This window comes from uncultured Oscillibacter sp., assembly GCF_910579365.1.
Classification (GTDB): domain Bacteria; phylum Bacillota; class Clostridia; order Oscillospirales; family Oscillospiraceae; genus Oscillibacter.
Genome location: NZ_CAJTUX010000004.1, coordinates 44,701 through 63,055 on the forward strand (window position 1 = coordinate 44,701; position 18,355 = coordinate 63,055).

Genomic DNA, 18,355 nt, shown 5'->3' on the forward strand with positions numbered 1-18,355 from the left:
TATTCCATAGCGATAAAAAAAGTTTGCCGCCAAGCGGGAGGAGGGAGCGCCATGTCCGGACGGGGCCGCGGAAAATATTGGACTGCATCGGTTCTGAAGCGGCGGGGGTGGACCAACGAGCTGATTCGCGCGCTGCTTCCCAAGCCGCGCTATATCCTCTCCGGCGAGCAGAGTATCCGGGTCTGGGACAAGGAGGAGGTCCGCGCGGCGGAGAACGGTCCCGGCTTTTCCAGGCGGGAATCCGCCGCCCCCTCCGGCACGTCCAGGCCATCGGGACCGGAAGTGCGGCGGACCCGCGCCGCTCTGGCGCAGGCATGGGACGGCGCGGAGAAGGACGAAACCCTCCCCTGGCTTCTGGCCGGGCAGTATCACCGCGCCATTCTCTCCCGCCTCTCCGCCGGGGGAAGGGGGCGGGGGCTCCGCGCCACGCAGGCCGCCGCCTGGCTGAGCGAGTTTCTGGCTCTGGAGCAGCGCTGCGACGTCCAGCGCCTTCCGGAAATTCTGAAAACCTTTCTCCAGACCGCCGGCTGGATGGGCGAATATCCCCGGCATCCGCTGACCGGGCAGGTCTTTGCCCGGTATCCCCAAGTCCTGCGTGCCGCGGCGGCGCAGACCGCCGCAGAGTTCACCGCCGCCCAGCCGGAGGCGGACCTTGGCAAGCTGCTGCGGGCGAAGGATTTCCCGGCAGAGCAGCTGCTGCGGGAGGGGCTGGGCGCCGTCTGGTCGGTCTAGTACGTTCCCCAGGCCATCCGCACCAGCCTGTCGCTTTTGATCGCCCTGAACCCCAAGGACGAATACCCGGAGGCCCGCCGCCTGCGCCGCCATTTCGTCCTTCACTTGGGGGGCACCAATACCGGAAAGACCTACGCCGGCTTTCAAAGGCTGATGCGGGCGGAGACGGGGGTGTACCTGGCGCCGCTGCGCCTTCTGGCCCTGGAGGCCCAGGAGACGCTTCTGAACGCCGGGGTGGACTGCGGCCTCTCCACCGGCGAGGAGGAGGACCTGCGGGAGGAGGACACCCACGTAGCCGCCACGGCGGAAAAGCTGGAGCTGAGGCGGCGCTATGACGTGGCGGTGATTGACGAGTGCCAGATGATCGCCGACCCGCAGCGGGGCTACGCCTGGACCCGGGCCATCCTGGGCGTTCTGGCCCCGGAGGTCCACCTCTGCGCCGCTCCGGAGGCCAAGGACCTGCTTCTGCGTTTGATTGAAAGCTGCGGGGACAGCGCGGAGGTGGAGGTCCATCAGCGGACCACGCCGCTGATCTGCATGTCCCGGACGGTGGATTACCACCGCGTCCAGCCGGGGGACGCTCTCATCACCTTCTCCAAGGTGGGCGTGCTCAGCGTGGCGGAGGACCTGCGCCAGAGCGGGAAGGAACCGGCCATCATCTACGGAGCCCTCCCCTACTCCACCCGGCGCAAACAGATGGAGGGCTTCCTGGCCGGGGAGATGGAGTATATCGTCTCCACCGACGCCATCGGCATGGGCCTGAACCTCCCCATCCGGCGGATTATCTTTCTGGAAACGGAGAAGTTCGACGGCGTGGAGCGCCGGGAACTGCGGCCCGGGGAAATCCGCCAGATTGCCGGCCGGGCCGGCCGGTTCGGCATGTACAACAAAGGCTATGTGGGAGCGGTCCAGAACCTGGAGACCATCCGAGCGGGGCTGGAGGCGGTTATCCCGCCCCTTTCGTACGCCGTGGCCGGCTTTTCCGACCTGGTGCTTCAAACGGAGTTCGACCTGCTGGAGGTGCTTACCCAGTGGAACCAGATGCCCACGGTGGAACCCTACCGCAAGCTGGACATCACCCGGTATATCACCATGATCTCCAAGATGCGGGAAATGGGTTTCCTCCTCTCCCCGGAGCAGGAGCTCCGGGCCGCCAACATCCCCTTCGACGAGACGGAGGACGCCCTGCGGGAGCTGTTTTTTCAGTTCCTGCACCGCTGGCAGCGGGGAGAGGCCGTGGAACAGCCCGGACTCCCGGAGGGAGAGGCCACCCTTCCAGAGCTGGAGCTGTACTACCGGAAGCTGGACCTCTACTTCTCCTTTTCCAAGGCCTTCGGCTGCCCGGTGGACGAGGACAGACTCTACGACAGCCGGGAACGGGTGGCCGGAGAGATCAACGAGATTCTGCTCCACCGCCTGCGGAACAACATCCGTTTCTGCGACCTCTGCGGGAAGGCCCTGCCCCTGTACCACCGGGGGAGGCTGTGCGACACCTGCTTTCAAAAAAGCCGGAAGAGCCGGAGCCGGCGCTAAGCCCCGCCGCAGGCGGGCGGAAATCACCACTTGTCAGAGAGGAACAAAATCATGATCGCGGACTTACACACCCACAGCACCGCCTCCGACGGGCAGTATACTCCAACGGAACTGGCGCGGCTGGTCAAAAACCGAGGCGCCGAGGTCTGGGCCCTGACGGACCACGACACCGTAAGCGGCTTGGAGGAGGCCGTCCGGGCCGGGGAGGCCCTGGGCCTCCGGGTCCTCCGGGGCGTCGAGCTGGGGGCCGCCGAGTACAGCGGACTCCACATTCTGGGCTATGGCTTCGACCCTGCGGGGCTTGCGCCGCTTTGCCTCCGGCTGAAGCAGGGCCGGGACCAGCGAAAGCACCACATCCTCGCCTTTCTGCGGGAAAAGGGCCTGCCCCTGACCCTGGAGGAGGTGGAGGAAATCGCCGGAGGGGACATCATCGCCCGTCCTCACTTTGCCCAGGCCCTGGTGCGCCGGGGCTGGGCCGCCTCCAACCAGGAGGCTTTCAGCCGCTATCTGGCCACGCCGGAGTTCCGCCAAAAGGTCAAGCGCTTTAAGGCGGACGCCCGCACCTGCGTGGAGACCGTCAAACGCGCCGGGGGAAAGGCCGCCCTGGCCCACCCCTATCAGACCGGCCTGGAGGACGAACCGCTGGAGGCGCTGGTCCGCGCCCTGACAGACTGCGGCCTGGACGCCATCGAGTGCCATTATCCCAAGTACACGCCGGAGCAGGAAGCCTTCTACCTCCGCCTGGCGGAGAAGTACCATCTCCACGTCACCGGAGGCAGCGACTTCCACGGGGAACGGGTGAAGCCGGACGTCTCCCTCGCCGCCGTACCTCTGGAGCTGGATTGGCTGCTTTGAGGAAAGCGGCTTCTCTCCCCTCAAAAGCCAGGAAGCCCTGGGGCGCAAGGCCCCAGGGCTTCCCTTCTCTTTATATCGCAGAACGGAACACGCCGCAAGCGCAAACCGCCGCTTTGCCGCCCGAAATGGGAGACGCGGGGGAATGGGCATAAACTTGGATCGGTCTCTCTCCGCGCCTCAGCCGGCGAAGCGCTTCAGAACCGCGTCCAAATCCCGGGTGGCGGTCCCATCTTCCAGGACAAGGCAGGGGATTCCAATGCCGCCGTTCTCCCGGATATCGGCATAGGCGGGGCTGTCCTGCCGCAGGGACAGATAGACCTTCAGGTCCGGCAGGCTGGCGGAGAGGTTTTTGAAGTCGATCTCCGCTTTCGCCTCGCTGAGACGGTTCAGGGCGTACAGGGTATCCGGGCACAGGTGGCTTCCAATCACAGTTACTTTCATGGGAATGTCTCCTTTTTACTTGATTATTTTATTGCATGAACGACGGCCTGCGCCGGGTTACTTGACCGCGATGGCCTCGATTTCACACAGGACGCCCTTGGGCAGGTCCTTCACCGCCACGCAGGAGCGGGCGGGCTTGGAGATGAAATATCTGGCGTAGACCTCGTTGAACGCGGCAAAGTCCCCCATGTCGGCCAGGAAGCAGGTGGTCTTGAAGACCTTGTCAAAGCCGGCGCCGGCGCTCTCCAGAATGGCGCCCACGTTTTTGCAGCTCTGCTCCGCCTGGGCGGCGATGCCGGCGGGAACCTCGCCGGTGGCGGGGTCCACAGGAATTTGGCCGGAGGTGAAGACCAGGCCGTTTACTTCATAGCCCTGAGAATAAGGGCCGATGGCGCCGGGGGCATTCTTGGTTTCCAATACGTTCATGGTGACAAACTCCTTCGATTGTTTTATGGTTTTTATGTCCGCTCACAGGCCGTCAGCTTCTTCTCCAGCCAGTCCTTGCCCTCCACCAGCCGGGTGACGATCATGGAGGCGATGGTATCCCCGGCGGCGTTGAGGCAGGTGGCGGCGGGATCGAAGAGGAAGCCCAGGGTGGCGATGAGGGGGAACGCCTCTGCGGGGAAACCGAACATGCTGACGATCAGTATCTCCCCCACCAGACCGCCGCCGGGAGCCCCGGAGAGGACGAAGGCGCTGAGGATGGCCACAGCAATGGCCATGGCATAGGTGCCCGCTCCGGTGAACGGCATGTTAAAAATGCCGAACAGGAAGGCGATCTTCACAATGGAGCTGAGGACGGAACCGTCCATGTGCATGGTGCAGCCCATGGGCAGTACCAGGTCGCTGACGTCCTTGGGCACGCCGATGTTGTCGCAGGCCTTCTTATTTACCGGCAGGGTGGCGGCGGAGCTCTGGGTGGCAAAGGCGGTAACGGCGGGGGTGAAGATGTATTTCAGCATACGCGAGAGACCGGCCTTCCCTCCGGCAAACAGGGCGTACAGAGGGAAGAAAATTACCACGTACAGCAGGCACAGGGGATAGTACACCACCATGGACCGCCCGTAATCGCTGAGGAGCTGGGGGCCGAACTCGCCGATGAGGTTGGCAAAATACGCGCCCAGTCCCAAGGGGGCGATGGTCATGATGACGCCCACGAATTTCATGATGATGTCATTGAGGTTCATCAGCAGTTTCCCAACGGGGCTGCTCTCTCCGCCGCAGGAGGCCGCGCAGAAGCCGGTGATGATGGCGAAGATGATAAGGGGCAGCATGTGGGACTTGCTCCAAAGCTCCGGGAAATCGCTGACCGTCAGGGAGCCCACGATCATCTGGGCGGCGGTCTGGGCCTCTCCCACCTCGGCGGCGGCCAGCTGGATGTTGGTCCCGGCGGAGGGGCTGAACAGGTTCACCCAGATAAGGACACAGGCGGCGGCCACCGCTCCCGTGCCCAGGAAGGTGGCCACGGTGCCCCCCAGAATCTTCCCCAGGCGGTTCATATTCGCCATGCTGCCCACGGCGCAGGTGATGGACACAAAGACCAGCGGCACCACAATGGTAAAGAGCAGGTTCAGGAAAATGTCGCCCACAGGCTTCAAGGTCTGGCCCAGTCCGGGGGAGATCACGCCGATCAGGGAACCGGCGGCGATGCCGCCAAGAAGGAGGATGGGGGTCTTATACTGCTGCCAAAGAGTCTGCTTTCCAGTTTGCGTAGCCATGATAACATCTCCATTTCTCGTTTCTTTTGTGCCTTGTTTCGTCTGGGGGAAGCGGGGGGATTACAGGCCGTTGACGGCGGCCTCCAGCTGGTGGAGCGCCCGCTCCAGCACGCTCCGGGGACAGGCGGCGTTGAGCCGCATGAAGCCGTTCAGGCTCCTTCCAAACGCGCAGCCGTCGTTCAGCCCCAGCCGGGCCCTTTCGATCATGAAGTCGTGAAGCTCCTGATTGTTCAGGCCCAGCTCCCGGCAGTCCAGCCACATGAGATAGGTGGCGTCGGGGGCGTGGGTCTTGACTCGGGGGATGTGACGCCGGCAGTAGTTCACCACGAGGTCGAAGTTGTCTGAGAGATAGGGCAGCAGCTGGTCCAGCCACTCCTCCCCCTCCCGGAAGGCCGTCTCCACGGCGGTAACGGAGAAGGCGTTGTTCCGGTGGATGTCCATGTTCATCCAGAAGCGGTCAAACGTCTCCTTCATATGCCGGTCGGGAAACACCACCGTGCTGGCCTGGAGGCCCGCCAGATTGAAGGTCTTGGTGGCGGAGATGCCGGTGACCACGTTGGCGGCGATCTCCGGGGACAAGGAGGCGGTGGGAATGTGCTTCTTTCCGTGGAAGATCAGGTCGGAGTGAATCTCGTCGCTGACCACCAGGACGCGGTGCTTTAAGCACAGCTCCATCATCCGGCGCAGCTCCTCCTCCTTCCAGACCATGCCCAGGGGATTATGGGGGCTGCACAGCAGGAACAGGTCCGCGTCCCGGAGCTTCGCCTCGAAGTCCTCCCAGTCCACCGTCCATTCCCCGTCCCGCTCCAGCATCTGGTTCTCCAGGACCCTCCGCCCGGCGAACTCGGTCATGTCGTAGAACTCGCCGTAGACTGGGGTCTGAATCAGGACGCTGCCGCCCTGGGGCGTGTAGAGCTGCACCATGGCGGAGAGGGTCTGAACCACACCCAGGCAGAAGCTCATGAGGCTCGTGTCCGGGGTCCAGCCGTTCCGGCGGCTCTGCCAGTCCCGGACGGCCTCGAAATAGCTGTCCGGCCGGGCGGTGTAGCCCCAGATGCCCTCCTCCGCCCGCCGCTTCAGCGCATCGATGACAGGCTGGGCGGTCTTGAAGTCCATGTCCGCGATCCACAGGGGAATCACGTCGTCCCTGCCGAACTTCTTGACCCGCTCGTCGTACTTGGCGGAGAGGTTCCCGGTCCGGTCCACCACTTGGTCAAAATCGTATCGCATACTCTCGCTTCCTTTCTGTATGAATCGTATGTCCGCGTCGTTTGGCAAATTATTATAGCAATAATCGTGCCAAATCAGACGAGCCGAACGTGTTTGCCGGAAAATTCCAGCGGATTTAGAGGGACGCACAAAACCCCCAGGACGGATTCAGCAAATTGCCAAGGTCCATCCCGGGGGTTCACGCAGGAGGAAATCCTGCTCCCGCTTTGCGGCGGGCCGCCTTTTGGTTAAACTTGATATATTGGTCAAATAAGTTTATCTTTGACCCATTTCCCAGAGCGCCCGCCCCTTGCCGGTCAGGCGGCTGCCGCCGCGGCCCCGGCTGACCCGGACCAGCCCCCGGGCCGCCATGTCCGACAGGATGTCCCGCACCTCCCTCTGGGAGAGGGGGATGTGCGCTTCCCGGGCTTTTTGCAGCAGCGCTTCCCGGCCTGTGGAGGCGCCGGACTCGGAGGCGGCGTAAAGCTGGGAAAGGATAAAGGAAAAGCCGTCGGAGACCTCCGCCTCCGCCGGAGCGGAGGGGCGCGGAACGCCGGAGAGGAACAGCGTGGGGGGCAGGTCCTCCAGGCCAATGTCCGGATGGCCGGTATAGATGAAGTACTCCACGGCGTTCCGCAGCTCCCGGATATTGCCCGGCCAGGTGTGGCGGCGGAAGAAGTCCTTCACCGGCTCCGTCAGACGGAAGGAGCCTCCCAACTCCCGGCGGAAATGCTCCGTCAGCAAAAAAATGTCGCCGCCCCGCTCCGTCAGGGGCGGAATCAGAGCGGGGAGCGTGCTGAGCCGGTAGTACAGGTCCCGGCGGAAGGAGCCCTCCCGGACCTTCTGCTCCAGGGCCTCGTTGGTGGCGGAAACCACGCGGACGTCCACATGGATAATCCGGTTTCCCCCTACCCGCATGACCTCCCGCTCCTGGAGCGCCCGGAGAAGCTTGATCTGAAGGGCGGGGCTCATGCCCTCCACCTCATCCAAAAACAGCGTGCCCGCGTGGGCCAACTCGAAGAGGCCGGGCCGCCCGCCCTTCTTCGCCCCGGTAAAGGCCCCCTCCTCGTATCCGAACAGCTCGCTCTCCAGCAGGTTCTCCGGGAAGGCCGCCACATTGATGGCCACAAAGGGGCCCTCCGCCCGGCGGCTGGCCTGATGGACGGCGTGGGCAAAGAGCTCCTTGCCGGTGCCCGTCTCGCCGATCAGCAGCACCGGACTCTCGCTGCGGGCCATGCGGCTCAGGGTATCCTTGGTCTTTCGAATCGCCTCCGACTGGCCCACGACGTCGGCGAAGCTGTACTTCGCGCAGTGACCCTTGTGGAAGAGCTGGCTGCGCAGCTCGCTCTGCCGGGCCTCAACGTCGTTGAACCGCTGGAGCAGGGCGAAGGCCCCGATGCAGGCGTTCTGCCGGATCACCGGAACCACCTCCACGCTGAGGTTTACGCCGCTGACCTTGACGGCCTTCACCGGCAAGGTCTGGCGGCTTTGCAGGCATCGGGCGAAGGGGATGTAGGGAAACACCTCCTCGCACCGCCGGCCCTGCACCAGGGAGGCGCTGACCAGGGTCATCTCCTCGGCGTGGCGGCTGCACGCGAAGATCTCCCCCTTTTCATTGACGCCCACCACGCCGTCCTCCAGGCTCTCCATTAAAATATGGAACTGGCTCTCCAGGCGGATGGACCGGGCGAACATCCGGTCAAAGCTGTAGTTGCTGGTGGCCACCGCCTGGGCATACTCCTGAAAGGCGGGCCCCTCCAGCAGGGACTCCAGCCCCAGCCGGAGGGCAATCTCAATCATCATGCCCGAGGTGCACACCCGCTGGCCCAAGTCGATGACCGTCTCCATCCCCGGAGGGACGTAGCGCAGCTCGTCCGGCGTGACGGCAATGTGAACATCCGGAACCTCCGGTGCGCCGGGGTAGAAGGGAATCCAATGAATATGGGTGATGCCGAACTGCTCCAGCTGGGCGATGGCCTCCCGCGCCATGGTCTGGGTCATGTTGACAAACAGCACCCGGCTGCCCGCCGGGAGCTCCTTCAGCCTGCGCAGCTCGCTCCAGCGGAAGGACACCTCGATGGCCATGGTCTGGCTGTCGATGGGAATGTGCCGCATCAGCTCCTCCGGAGAGCCGTAGGCGTCGGTGGAGGCTACGAACAGGTCCGCCCGGTCCAGCACCCCGGCGGCGCTGCCATCCAGCATGGAGAAGACGGAGATGTCCGCCGCATCCGCGAACAGCTTGGCAATGTCGGATTTGTAGGACTCCCCCGCCCTGGGGTCCAGGGCGATGACGGAAATTTTCTTTTTGGGCGGCATAGCGGTCCTCCCCTTTCCAAACTTCGACCTATTTCTTTAACCAGTTAACCACAAATACCGTCGGATTACAAGGGTTTTTCAGGCAAACGATCTGGCACAAAAATTGCTTTATTAGTTCCACAAGGAAGAAAGCAAGTCCAAACCATTTGACAGAGAGGAGCATCCGTATGATTACCAAAAACGAACTCATCACGCTGCTGCGCCAGGAAGTCGTTCCCGCCCTGGGCTGTACCGAGCCGGTCTGCGTGGCCCTGGCCGCCGCAGACGCCTGCCGCGCCATTGGCGGCGAAATCGTCTCCGTCAAGCTGGAGGTCAACCCCGGCATCTACAAAAACGGCATGAGCGTGGGAATTCCGGGCTTTTCCAGAGTGGGGCTGAAGTACGCCGCCGCCCTGGGCGCCAGCCTGCGCAACCCGGAGAAAGGTCTGCGGCTTCTGGAGGACCTGAACGACGCGATTTCCGCCCAAGCCGTCGCGCTGGTGGAGAACCGCCAGGTAGCGGTGTCCATCCAGCACGGAGAGGCCCAGCTCTACGCCCGGGCGGAGGTCATCACCACCGCCGGCGCGGGCCTCAGCATCATCCGGGGCACGCATTCCAACATCATCCTCACCAAGCGGAACCACGAGGTGCTGCTGGAGAAGCCCTGGTCTCCCGGGAGCGGCGACGCGCTCCATGACGGGCTGAAAACCATGACGGTGGCGGAAATCCGGGCCCTGGTGGAGCAGTGCTCCCAGGAGGAGCTGGCCTTCATGCTGGAGGGCGTGGAACTGAACGAGGGTCTGGCGGACTACGGCCTGGAGCACGATCCCGGCATTGGCATCGCCGGGGCGCTGAAGCGGCAAATGGCCTCCGGCGACTTGGGGGACAACCTGTTCAGCCGGATCATGACCCGGGTGGCCAGCAGCGCCGAGGGGCGCATGAGCGGCTGTCCCTACGCGGTCATGAGCAGCGCAGGCAGCGGGAACCACGGCATCACCGCCGTCATCCCCGTCGCGGAGATGGCCCGGCATCTGGGCTCCTCCAGCGAGCAGCTGGTAAAGGCCCTGGCCTTTTCTCACACTCTGAACATCTACATCAAGCTCTTCACCGGGAAGCTGTCCGCCGCCTGCGGCTGCGGCGTCTCCGCCGCTACCGCCGCATCCGCCGCCATGGTCTGGCTCATGGGCGGAAGCGACGAACAGATTGGCGGGACAATCATCAACATGAGCGGGGACCTTACCGGCATGGTCTGCGACGGCGGAAAAATAGGCTGCGCGCTGAAGCTGGCCACCGCGGCCAACGCGGCGCTGATGTGCGCCCACCTGGCTATGGAAGGCGTGGTCCTCCTGTCCACCAACGGCATCTGCGGCGCGACGCCGGAAGAGGCCATCCGCAGCATGGGCCGGGTGAGCACGCCGGGGATGGTACAAACGGACCGGACCATTCTGGAGATCATGATGGAAAAGGAGGGGTGACGGCGGCGCGGAGGGCGGCCTTACAGATGGTGATCCCGGAGGAGGCGCTTGGCCTGCTCCCACAGCTCGTCGCTGACCGTCTGTATGACCGCCACCTTCCGCACCAGATCCGGCAGGGCGGCGGTAAGCTCCGCCTCCACGATGGTCTCGTTGGTCAGGTCCGCCGAGGGGCACCCGGCGCACTGGCCCAGCAGCTTCACGTACAGCACGCCGTCCTCCAGGCGGTCCGCGGCGATCTCCCCGCCGTGGGCACGGAGGGCGGGACGGACCTTCTCGTCCAGCACGGCCTCAATGCGTTTCATATCCTCAGTCATGGATTTCCTCCTGTTCCGCCCGTCTGGCGAACTCAATATTCTCCCGGATGCGGCGGCGGGTATCGTCAAACAGCAGCTCCCGGTTGTGACGGAAGTAGGCGTCGCAGCCGAACTGCTCGATGAACCAGCTGGTGTCCGGTCCGGCGGTGAGCTCGGTGACGAAGAGCACCAGCTCCTGTCCCTGGCCGAAGGTCTCCTCAAGAAAGGCGAAGGTATGATCCAGTTCCGCCCTGGCCCCCCGGGCCAGGGCGGCCCGCTTTTCCACCTCGCCGCCGAACCATTCCCGGACCGCCTCCATGGCCGCCTCCGGAGCAGCCAGGCCCTCCCCGGCAAGGCGGCGGCGGTAATCCTCCAAGACGCCCACTTCCAGCTGAATCAGCGTCTGTCTCTGTTTTTCCAACTGTCCCGCGTCCCGGGCCCGCCTCAGCTCCTCCCGAAGGCGGCGGGCCTGGGAGTCCAATATCTCCCAGGGCTTCTCCCCGGCGGAGAGCGTCCCCTTGAACTCCGCCAGGACGGCGTGGAGCCCCTCGCACAGCGCGTCCTGCCGGCGGACGTCCCGCACCGCCTCGGACAGGCGGGAGAGCAGCAGGCCCATGACGGAGAGTTTTTCGTCAAAGGGGGCGGCCCGGAGTTCCCGAACGGTGACGGGCCTCCAGGCGCCCCTGAGAATCTCATCCACGTGATAGATATCCTGGTATTTATGATAGAGCTCCAGGTAGTTGGCAAAGTCCCGGGCAATCCGGGGCATCTGGATATACTGCCCCACCACCTCCCGGTCCGCCCGGAGGCCCAGGCTCTCGTAGACCGTCAGCAGCTCGCTCAGGTCCTCCCAGCCCCGGGCGGTGGCGAACTGGACGCCCTCCGCCGTGGTTTCCACCCGGTAGAAGTTCTCCTTCTTGATATCCAGATAGGAGAGCACCGCTCCGTGAAGCCCCTTCCCCCGGGCGTACTCCTTCCAGACGGCGAAGTCCTCCTGGATGTCCATGCGCTTCACCCGGTCCAGGGTTACCACGTCGAACTCACGGACGGAGCGGTTATATTCCGGCGGATTCCCGGCGGCGGCGATCAGCCACCCCTCCGGCAGGCGCTGGTTGCCGAAGGTCTTGCACTGGAGGAATTGCAGCATCATGGGCGCCAGCGTTTCGGAGACGCAGTTGATCTCGTCCAGGAAGAGGATGCCCTCCCGAAGGCCGGTTCTCTCCATGAGCTGGTAAACGGAGGCCAGTATCTCGCTCATGGTGTACTCGGTGACGGAGTACTCCTCTCCGCCGTAGGTTCGTTTTTCAATGAAGGGCAGGCCCACGGCGCTCTGGCGGGTGTGGTGGGTGATGGTGTATGCCACCAGGCCCACGCCGGTCTCGGCGGCGATCTGCTCCATCACCTGGGTCTTGCCCACGCCGGGAGGGCCCATCAGAAGAATGGGCCGCTGGCGTATGGGGGGAATCCGGTAGTTTCCAAGGGAGTCCTTGGCCAGGTAGGCTTTTAGCGTGTTGGTGATTTCTTGTTTGGCTTGTTTGATGTTCATGGTGTGGTTCCTTCCTGTTCTCCCGGGGGGAGGGGCGGTTGCTCGCCCTGGCGGGCGGGGGGGGGGATTTCAGCCATGAAGATGGCTGGTCCTTTGCACCCCCCATTTTCTCTTTTTGGTTGCGCCAAAAAGAGAAAACGGGCCGTGCACGGTCCAAAAGAGAAAAAGCGCTTTTAATGCGGGGACGGGGACGCGCCTGGGGCGGGGTTTCAGGTACGAATGTCCCTGCCCGCGGCTCGGTGCAGGCGGGGGTTGGTGGTTGTCGAATCGACTGGCTTCTTTTTTCGCTGCCGCTGGCTTGGCGGTAGAACACCCTGTGCGCTTACTCTCTCCATTTCACCAGCTCTTCCAGCGGCTTCCGGGGACGGGGCGGCGGGCTTTCGGCGGCATAGCCCAAAGCCAGGGCCGCCGCCAGGGTTCCCTGTCCGCCCAGCCATACATTCAGCGCGTCGTAAGCGAAAAAGGTATCGCAGATCCAGAGACTGCCCAGACCCAGCGCCGCGGCCTGGAGCGTCATGTTTTCCAGGCACGCTCCCAGGGATTGGGCGTTGCAAAGCTCGAAGACCCATTCGTCTGTGGTCCGCGCTCGCCTTGGGTCCTGGCCCAGAGGGTTCGTGACAAAGATAATCGCCGGAGCTTGTTCCATGACGGCCAGCGTCCGCTCCGCTCCGCTGAGGAATTGGGCGCTCTCCGGCAAAAGGGGACGGCGGATTTCTTCCGCCAGCCCCCGGGCCATAACGGCCAGCGCCGCCGCTTTTTCCGTTCCAGTCGCAACGGTGAAGCGCCAGGGCTGGCGGTTCTTTGATGACGGGGCCAGCGCGCCCGCCCGCAATATGGTTTCGATATCCTCTTTGGGGACGGGCTTGGGTCGATAGGACCGGATACTGCGCCGGTTCACAATTTCAGGCAGCATGATACCTCCTTTAAAGCTCCGGCAGTTCGTCCAGGTCCAGTTCCTCCGGCAGCTCCGCCGCCGCCCGGTCCAGGTCTGGGGCTTCCAGGACCAAGCGGATGGCCCAGGGGGGCGTTTTCACGCTGAGCGGCGGCTCTCCCAGAAGGATGAACGCCGTTTCGTAGGGCGTGCGCTTCTCCGGGTAAATCCCCATGCCGTCGGTGAAGTACACCAGCCCTCGAAGACTGGTGAAGGCCCCCGCCTCCTGAAGCTTTGCCACGTGCGCAAACACCGGGCGGAAATCTGTGGCGCTGCCGCCGGTGAGCTGAAAATGCTCCATATAACCCCGCAGGCCCTCCAGGTCGTGGATAACGTCGTCCGCCCGGATTTGGTCGTCGCACTGGAGAACGCGGATGTTGACCTTTCGGGTGAAGGTCCCTGCGCTTCGCAAAATGGCGTAGGTGCAGGCCAGAAACTGCCGGACCCGCTCTCCAGAGGTGGACATGGAGGTGTCCAGGGCAATGACGAAGTCCTCGATCCGCTTCTCCTCCCGAGTCTCCGGAGGCTCCACCAGGGGCATGTTTCCATAGAGCCGGAGGCCGTAGGTATAAAAGCCATAGTCAAAGGCGTCCCCGTCCACCGCCGCGATCTCCTTAGGAGCCGCGAAGCGGCGGAGGAAGGCCCGGTAATCCACGTCGTCCCGGACCGCAGCCCGGACCTGCTCCAGCACGGCCTCTCCGCCGGCCCCCTTGTCGGAGAGGACCGTCTCCAGGCCCGTCTGCGTCTTGCCGGAGAGGTCCCGCCACTTCTGGTCCTGGCGGCGGTTTTGCTCCTCCCCATCCCGCCCCTCCATGTCCCAGAGGCCGTGGTCGTCCGCCAGAAAGGCCCGCTGAAGCCGCGCGGTCTCGTACTCCGGCAAATGCAGCCGCAGCAGACGGCGGTAGACGCCCTCCGCCGTCAGCACCGGCATGTCCTGCCGGCACTCGCCGCAGAACTTCTGCCGCAGGGGCGCCCCCCCGCTGTTCAGGCAAGGGTAGTCCAGCTCGTCCAAAAGGCTCTCCACCGCCGTGTCACAGGCAAGGTCCCACAGCTCCGGGACCTTGCCCCGCTTTTTTCCCAGATGCCGGAGCATGCAGTGGAGAACGACATGAAGATAGGCCCGGTTGGTCAGAACCGGACTGCGGAGATAGCGCTCCGCCAGCCAGGAGCCGTCGTAGTACAGCGTCTCGCCGTCGGTGGCCAGGGACAGCGTCACGCCGCCTCCGGGGGCGAAGGCCAGGGCGCAGAGCGCCGCGTCCAGATAGGGAAGGCTCATATACAGCTCGTTCCGGGAGGCAAAGAGAATGTCCTGCCCAATCCCGGCAAAGTCCGTTTGTTCCATAGGCATTGGTCCTTCTACAGTGTAAAGGATTTTTCCATTCCAGCGGGAAAGCGCCGGTGCTCCTCCTCCAGCAGCACCGCCAAAGCCGGCGTGTTCCCCCGCTCCCGGGCCAGGGCACAGGCGGCGGAGAGACTTTCCCGGTCCGGACAGATTTGGTTGAACAGAAAGGGGAGGTCCGCCCCACCCTTCTCCGACAGCAGCAGGCGGAGGGCGTCTCCGGCGTGCGCGTTCAAATAGGAGCGGTAGCCCTCCGCCGCCGCGTCCGACAGCTCCGCCGGCCAGCGGAGGCGGTACCAGGCCAGCCGGAGGGCGGCGGACGCGTCGTGCTCCATGCCCAAAAAGTCCCGCCAGAGGGCGTCGTATGCCTGGAGGGACAGCCGTTTCCGCCGGAAGCAGTGGTGATAGGGATAGCCCGCGCCGGAGATGAAGTAGTCAAAATGATGGGCGGGGCAGTTCTCCTCATAGAGCTCCGTGTACTCCGGAAAAAGGAGCCGGACCGTCTCCTCCCCGGGGCCGTAAATGCTCACGTCCAATTCCCGGGAAAGCTCCTCCACAAACCAGGCCAGGGCCTCCCCCTGGTTCGGGCCCGTCCGGGTCAGATGGAGGGTGTCCAGACTGCGGCAGTTCATCAGCGCCCCGCCGCCCCAGCTGGTTATGCCGTCATGAATACGAAGAGTTTTCAGTGCGGAGCAGTTTAACAAAGCGTAGTCCCCCAGGCGGGTCAATCCTTCCGGCAGAGTCAGGTCCTGAAGCGTTTGGTTGTCCCAGGTTTCCGGCGGTTCGGAGGGGCCGCAGGTTACAAGAAGGGTCTCCCCCTCCCCGTCCCGCCGGCCGGGAGCCAGGGCGTGGTTCCCCAGCGCCGTCACCGGCAGGTCCAGAATCCGCTCCGGCAGGACCGCCCGCGCGTCACAGGTCTGGGCCCGCAGCAGGGTGACGCCGTCCGCCTCCCGGCGGAACACCAGCCTCCAGTTGCTCACGCCGCTGACTGTCTCCATGGGCATGTCCCCTTTCTTTCGTTTCAGGGGTAGTATACCACAATGGCGGGAGCTTGCCTAGGCAAAAATTTTTTTGCGGAGTGCCTTGACAAACTGTTCATTCCGTGTATACTGTATATGAACAGTGAAACGGAGGAACTTCCATGGAGATCATCATCCGCAACACCGTCAACCAGCCCATTTACGAGCAGATTTACGCCCAGCTGAAGGCGCAGATCATCGCGGGAACGCTGACGCCGGGAGAGGCCCTGCCCTCGATCCGGGCCCTGGCCAAGGACCTGAAAATCTCCGTCATCACCACGAAGCGGGCCTATGACGAGCTGGAGGCCGAGGGTTTTTTGTACACCGTGGCCGGGAAGGGTTGCTTTGTGGCGGAGAAAAATCTGGACCTGATCCGGGAACAGCAGCTCAAGGAGCTGGAGGACCACCTGTCCGCCGCCGCCGCGCTGGCGAAGGGCTGCGGCCTGACAGTGGAGGAACTATTCGATATGCTGCGCGTCCTGTTGGAGGAGGAGAACCTATGAACGCCATTGAACTGAACCACATCCACAAGCGCTTTCCCGGCTTTGCCATCCAGGACCTGAGCCTCGCGGTGCCAAGCGGCACCATCTGCGGTCTGGTGGGCGAGAACGGCGCGGGCAAATCCACCACCATCCGCCTTTTGATGAACGCCCTCCGCCCCGACAGCGGAACCGTCAGGGTCCTGGGCGTGGACGCGGCCTCCCCGGAGTTCCGGGCCGTCAAGGAGGACGTGGGCGTCGTCCTGGACGAGGCGTATTACCCGGAGACCCTCACCGCCGTCCAAGTCGGAAAGGTCATGGCGGGCACCTACCGGCGCTGGGAGCAGGGGACCTACGAGGGGTTTCTCCGCCGCTTCGGCCTGCCGGAGAAAAAACCCTTCAAGGACTTCTCCCGGGGGATGAAGATGAAGCTGGCCATTGCCGTGGCCCTGAGCCACCAGCCCAAGCTCCTGATTCTGGACGAAGCCACCAGCGGCCTGGACCCCATTGTCCGGGACGAGGTGCTGGAGATTTTCAACGAGTTCACCCGGGAGGAGGACCACTCCATTCTGATCTCCTCCCACATCCTCAGCGATCTGGAAAAGCTCTGCGACTACATTGCCTTCCTGCACCAGGGGCGGCTGCTGTTCTGCGACGAAAAGGACCAGCTTCTGGAGGCCTACGGCATCTTCACCGGGACGGCGGAGCAGCTGGAGAGCCTTCGGGAGGAGGCGGTCATGGGCCGGGAGGCCAGCGGCTACGGCGGCGTGCGGGCCCTGGTCCGGCGGGACGAAGTCCCTGCGGCGCTGGAGCTGGAGCGGGCCAGCGTGGAGGATATCATTCTCTTTATGGTGAAAGGAGCAAAATGATGAAGGCGCTGGTACAGAAGGATTTCTATGTGATCTGGAAGCAGATGAAAATTTTTGTCCTGGTGTTGGTGCTGCTGTCCATGGTGAACAGCGCGTTCTATACGATGTTCCTGGTGGTCTGGTGCTCCATGCTGCCCTATACGGCCATGGCCTATGACGAGCGGAGCCACTGGAACCAGCTGGCGGCCATGATGCCCTACTCCAAGCGGGACATCGTGCTGAGCAAGTACGTGCTGGGCTGGATCTGCATGGCGGCGTCGGGGGTGTTCTGCCTGGCGGTGCAGGCGGCGTCGGGGATTTTTTCAGGGAACGGGCCCAGCGTTCTCACCCTGCTGGCGAGCCTCTGCCTGGGAATCATCTCCTTGGATATCACCTTGCCGGCGGTGCTGCGCTTTGGCGTGGAGCGGGGAAGGATGATTTTTATGGTGGTGCTTTTTGGCGTGGTGGTATCCATCGGGGTTCTCGTGGACGTGGTGGATGAGCTTCCCAGCCTGCCCATTCCCCTGATGGCGCTGCTTCCCCTTGGGGCGGCGGCGGGAACGGCGCTTTCTATCCCGCTGTCCATAAAGCTCTACCAGTGACCTCTCCGGACCGCCCTTCTCTTCCGCCGGGAAACCGGAAGATGCGAGCTTGCGGAGGAGCATCCGGCTGAAAGACCGCATCCATAGACAGGCAAAGGGCTGAGGGGAAACCCTCAGCCCTTTTGTCCGCCGCTCCTCGGTTCGAAGGCGGTCTCCCGCCTTATTTCAAACGGTTATACTGCTCCTCATCCACCGCTTCGCACCACTCGGCACGTCCATCCTCGCCAGGGACCTCCAGAGCGAGATGCTGGAACCAGGAGTCCTTGGCCGCGCCGTGCCAGTGCTTGACTCCGGCGGGGATGTTCACCACGTCGCCCGGGTGCAGCTCCCGCGCTTTTTGTCCCCACTCCTGATACCAGCCCCGGCCGCTGACGCAGATCAGCATCTGCCCGCCGCCGCTGGAGGCGTGGTGGATGTGCCAGTTGTTCCGGCATCCCGGCTCAAAGGTCACGTTGAACACCGGCACCTGCCGGGTGGACAGCGGAGCCAGATAGCTCTGCCCGATGAAATACTGGGCGAAGGCGTCGTTCTTCTCTCCCACGGGGAAGCAGGACAGCCGGCTGGGGTCTGTGCCGCCGTCCTCGCCGTAAACCTCCCGAATCAGCGGGAAGGTGCTCCACGCCTTGGGCCAGCCGCAGTAAAAGGCCAGCTGGGTCACAAGCTCCACGGCCTCCTGCCTGGTGACGCCGTGGGCCTTGCCGATGGCAAGATGGGATTTCAGCTGCGGATACAGTCCTGCCGAGAACAGCGCCGCGATGGTAATCATGCTGCGGTCACGGGGAGAGAGCTGTTCTTCCCTCGACCAGACCTCCCCAAAAAGGACGTCGTCGTTCAGCTCCGCGAATTTCGGGGCGAGATCGCCTAAAAGGTCTCTTCCTGCCGTCTGTTTTTCTGCCATCCTGATCCTTCCTTTCAAAATTGGTTTCCGGCGGTTCATTATATCGCTTGAAGTTCACTCCATGTCAAGCGTCTTCTGAAAGATTCCCTCCGGTTCAACCGCACGCCGCAGCCAAAGCCCGCGAACCTGCGGCCTCCGCCGG

18 protein-coding genes are annotated in these 18,355 nt (G+C 63.6%); 7 read left to right on the forward strand and 11 right to left on the reverse strand.

Annotation, left to right across the window (positions count from 1 at the left end; genetic code table 11):
• Window positions 1–51 precede the first annotated feature (51 nt).
• From QZ329_RS02435 to QZ329_RS02445, 3 genes are read left to right on the forward strand one after another with little or no spacing between them, the layout of a single operon-like run.
• Window positions 52–732 (forward strand): hypothetical protein, encoded by a 681-nt coding sequence (locus QZ329_RS02435; RefSeq protein WP_295747972.1) that lies wholly within the window; start codon window positions 52–54, stop codon window positions 730–732.
• Window positions 733–768: 36 nt separating this feature from the next.
• On the forward strand, window positions 769–2,265 hold the full coding sequence (locus QZ329_RS02440; RefSeq protein WP_295747974.1) for a helicase-related protein: 1,497 nt from the start codon (window positions 769–771) through the stop codon (window positions 2,263–2,265).
• 51 nt (window positions 2,266–2,316) lie between these two features.
• Window positions 2,317–3,120, forward strand: a complete 804-nt coding sequence (locus QZ329_RS02445) for a PHP domain-containing protein (protein ID WP_295747975.1) — start codon at window positions 2,317–2,319, stop codon at window positions 3,118–3,120.
• A gap of 177 nt (window positions 3,121–3,297) precedes the next feature.
• Here QZ329_RS02445 and QZ329_RS02450 read toward each other — a convergent pair whose 3' ends face one another.
• The 5 genes from QZ329_RS02450 to QZ329_RS02470 form a co-directional block, all read right to left on the reverse strand.
• The gene (locus tag QZ329_RS02450; protein ID WP_295747976.1) at window positions 3,298–3,561 is read right to left on the reverse strand and encodes a glutaredoxin; all 264 of its coding nucleotides are present in this window, start codon (window positions 3,559–3,561) and stop codon (window positions 3,298–3,300) included.
• Window positions 3,562–3,618: 57 nt separating this feature from the next.
• On the reverse strand, window positions 3,619–3,987 hold the full coding sequence (locus QZ329_RS02455) for a RidA family protein (protein WP_295747977.1): 369 nt from the start codon (window positions 3,985–3,987) through the stop codon (window positions 3,619–3,621).
• A gap of 32 nt (window positions 3,988–4,019) precedes the next feature.
• Window positions 4,020–5,279: a dicarboxylate/amino acid:cation symporter gene (locus QZ329_RS02460; protein ID WP_295747978.1), complete on the reverse strand. Its 1,260-nt coding sequence runs from the start codon at window positions 5,277–5,279 to the stop codon at window positions 4,020–4,022.
• Window positions 5,280–5,339: 60 nt separating this feature from the next.
• Window positions 5,340–6,509, reverse strand: a complete 1,170-nt coding sequence (locus QZ329_RS02465; protein ID WP_295747980.1) for a PatB family C-S lyase — start codon at window positions 6,507–6,509, stop codon at window positions 5,340–5,342.
• 255 nt (window positions 6,510–6,764) lie between these two features.
• Entirely contained in the window at window positions 6,765–8,804 is a 2,040-nt protein-coding gene (locus QZ329_RS02470) for a sigma 54-interacting transcriptional regulator (protein ID WP_295747981.1), read from the reverse strand.
• Window positions 8,805–8,971: 167 nt separating this feature from the next.
• On the opposite strand from QZ329_RS02470, the gene QZ329_RS02475 reads away from it, so the two are divergent.
• Window positions 8,972–10,258 carry an L-serine ammonia-lyase, iron-sulfur-dependent, subunit alpha gene (locus QZ329_RS02475; RefSeq protein WP_295747983.1) on the forward strand — a complete coding sequence of 429 codons (1,287 nt, stop codon included), beginning with the start codon at window positions 8,972–8,974 and terminating at the stop codon, window positions 10,256–10,258.
• A 20-nt stretch (window positions 10,259–10,278) separates the two neighbouring features.
• Here the strand turns inward: QZ329_RS02475 and QZ329_RS02480 are convergent, their stop codons facing one another.
• From QZ329_RS02480 to QZ329_RS02500, 5 genes are all read right to left on the reverse strand, one after another.
• Complete coding sequence (locus QZ329_RS02480) at window positions 10,279–10,572, reverse strand: NifU family protein (RefSeq protein WP_295747985.1); 294 nt, start codon at window positions 10,570–10,572, stop codon at window positions 10,279–10,281.
• Complete coding sequence (locus QZ329_RS02485) at window positions 10,565–12,097, reverse strand: AAA family ATPase (RefSeq protein ID WP_295747986.1); 1,533 nt, start codon at window positions 12,095–12,097, stop codon at window positions 10,565–10,567. Before QZ329_RS02485 ends, QZ329_RS02480 begins: the two co-directional genes overlap by 8 nt.
• A gap of 322 nt (window positions 12,098–12,419) precedes the next feature.
• Window positions 12,420–13,010 (reverse strand): nitroreductase family protein, encoded by a 591-nt coding sequence (locus tag QZ329_RS02490; RefSeq protein ID WP_295747988.1) that lies wholly within the window; start codon window positions 13,008–13,010, stop codon window positions 12,420–12,422.
• Window positions 13,011–13,020: 10 nt separating this feature from the next.
• Window positions 13,021–14,370: a VWA-like domain-containing protein gene (locus QZ329_RS02495; RefSeq protein ID WP_295747990.1), complete on the reverse strand. Its 1,350-nt coding sequence runs from the start codon at window positions 14,368–14,370 to the stop codon at window positions 13,021–13,023.
• Between the two features lie 14 nt (window positions 14,371–14,384).
• Window positions 14,385–15,365, reverse strand: a complete 981-nt coding sequence (locus tag QZ329_RS02500) for a leucine-rich repeat protein (protein WP_295747991.1) — start codon at window positions 15,363–15,365, stop codon at window positions 14,385–14,387.
• A 143-nt stretch (window positions 15,366–15,508) separates the two neighbouring features.
• On the opposite strand from QZ329_RS02500, the gene QZ329_RS02505 reads away from it, so the two are divergent.
• The 3 genes from QZ329_RS02505 to QZ329_RS02515 are packed head-to-tail and all read left to right on the forward strand — an operon-like array spanning window position 15,509 to window position 17,315.
• Entirely contained in the window at window positions 15,509–15,889 is a 381-nt protein-coding gene (locus QZ329_RS02505; RefSeq protein WP_295747993.1) for a GntR family transcriptional regulator, read from the forward strand.
• Window positions 15,886–16,734, forward strand: coding sequence for an ABC transporter ATP-binding protein (locus tag QZ329_RS02510; RefSeq protein ID WP_295747995.1), 849 nt, complete (start codon window positions 15,886–15,888; stop codon window positions 16,732–16,734). The genes QZ329_RS02505 and QZ329_RS02510 overlap by 4 nt, the downstream gene beginning before the upstream one ends.
• Entirely contained in the window at window positions 16,734–17,315 is a 582-nt protein-coding gene (locus QZ329_RS02515) for an ABC-2 transporter permease (RefSeq protein WP_295747997.1), read from the forward strand. The genes QZ329_RS02510 and QZ329_RS02515 overlap by 1 nt, the downstream gene beginning before the upstream one ends.
• A gap of 160 nt (window positions 17,316–17,475) precedes the next feature.
• On the opposite strand, the gene QZ329_RS02520 is transcribed toward QZ329_RS02515, so the two are convergent.
• A complete protein-coding gene (locus QZ329_RS02520; RefSeq protein ID WP_295747999.1) occupies window positions 17,476–18,213 on the reverse strand; it encodes a carboxymuconolactone decarboxylase family protein in 738 nt (245 codons plus the stop codon).
• Window positions 18,214–18,355 lie beyond the last annotated feature (142 nt).

What these genes read in the sequence shown, in the direction of transcription:
- QZ329_RS02435 (WP_295747972.1), top strand. Translation starts at nt 52, where the DNA reads ATGTCCGGACGGGGCCGCGGAAAATATTGGACTGCATCGGTTCTGAAG.
- QZ329_RS02445 (WP_295747975.1), top strand. Translation starts at nt 2,317, where the DNA reads ATGATCGCGGACTTACACACCCACAGCACCGCCTCCGACGGGCAGTAT.
- QZ329_RS02450 (WP_295747976.1), bottom strand. Translation starts at nt 3,561, where the DNA reads ATGAAAGTAACTGTGATTGGAAGCCACCTGTGCCCGGATACCCTGTAC.
- QZ329_RS02455 (WP_295747977.1), bottom strand. Translation starts at nt 3,987, where the DNA reads ATGAACGTATTGGAAACCAAGAATGCCCCCGGCGCCATCGGCCCTTAT.
- QZ329_RS02460 (WP_295747978.1), bottom strand. Translation starts at nt 5,279, where the DNA reads ATGGCTACGCAAACTGGAAAGCAGACTCTTTGGCAGCAGTATAAGACC.
- QZ329_RS02465 (WP_295747980.1), bottom strand. Translation starts at nt 6,509, where the DNA reads ATGCGATACGATTTTGACCAAGTGGTGGACCGGACCGGGAACCTCTCC.
- QZ329_RS02470 (WP_295747981.1), bottom strand. Translation starts at nt 8,804, where the DNA reads ATGCCGCCCAAAAAGAAAATTTCCGTCATCGCCCTGGACCCCAGGGCG.
- QZ329_RS02475 (WP_295747983.1), top strand. Translation starts at nt 8,972, where the DNA reads ATGATTACCAAAAACGAACTCATCACGCTGCTGCGCCAGGAAGTCGTT.
- QZ329_RS02480 (WP_295747985.1), bottom strand. Translation starts at nt 10,572, where the DNA reads ATGACTGAGGATATGAAACGCATTGAGGCCGTGCTGGACGAGAAGGTC.
- QZ329_RS02485 (WP_295747986.1), bottom strand. Translation starts at nt 12,097, where the DNA reads ATGAACATCAAACAAGCCAAACAAGAAATCACCAACACGCTAAAAGCC.
- QZ329_RS02490 (WP_295747988.1), bottom strand. Translation starts at nt 13,010, where the DNA reads ATGCTGCCTGAAATTGTGAACCGGCGCAGTATCCGGTCCTATCGACCC.
- QZ329_RS02495 (WP_295747990.1), bottom strand. Translation starts at nt 14,370, where the DNA reads ATGGAACAAACGGACTTTGCCGGGATTGGGCAGGACATTCTCTTTGCC.
- QZ329_RS02500 (WP_295747991.1), bottom strand. Translation starts at nt 15,365, where the DNA reads ATGGAGACAGTCAGCGGCGTGAGCAACTGGAGGCTGGTGTTCCGCCGG.
- QZ329_RS02505 (WP_295747993.1), top strand. Translation starts at nt 15,509, where the DNA reads ATGGAGATCATCATCCGCAACACCGTCAACCAGCCCATTTACGAGCAG.
- QZ329_RS02510 (WP_295747995.1), top strand. Translation starts at nt 15,886, where the DNA reads ATGAACGCCATTGAACTGAACCACATCCACAAGCGCTTTCCCGGCTTT.
- QZ329_RS02515 (WP_295747997.1), top strand. Translation starts at nt 16,734, where the DNA reads ATGAAGGCGCTGGTACAGAAGGATTTCTATGTGATCTGGAAGCAGATG.
- QZ329_RS02520 (WP_295747999.1), bottom strand. Translation starts at nt 18,213, where the DNA reads ATGGCAGAAAAACAGACGGCAGGAAGAGACCTTTTAGGCGATCTCGCC.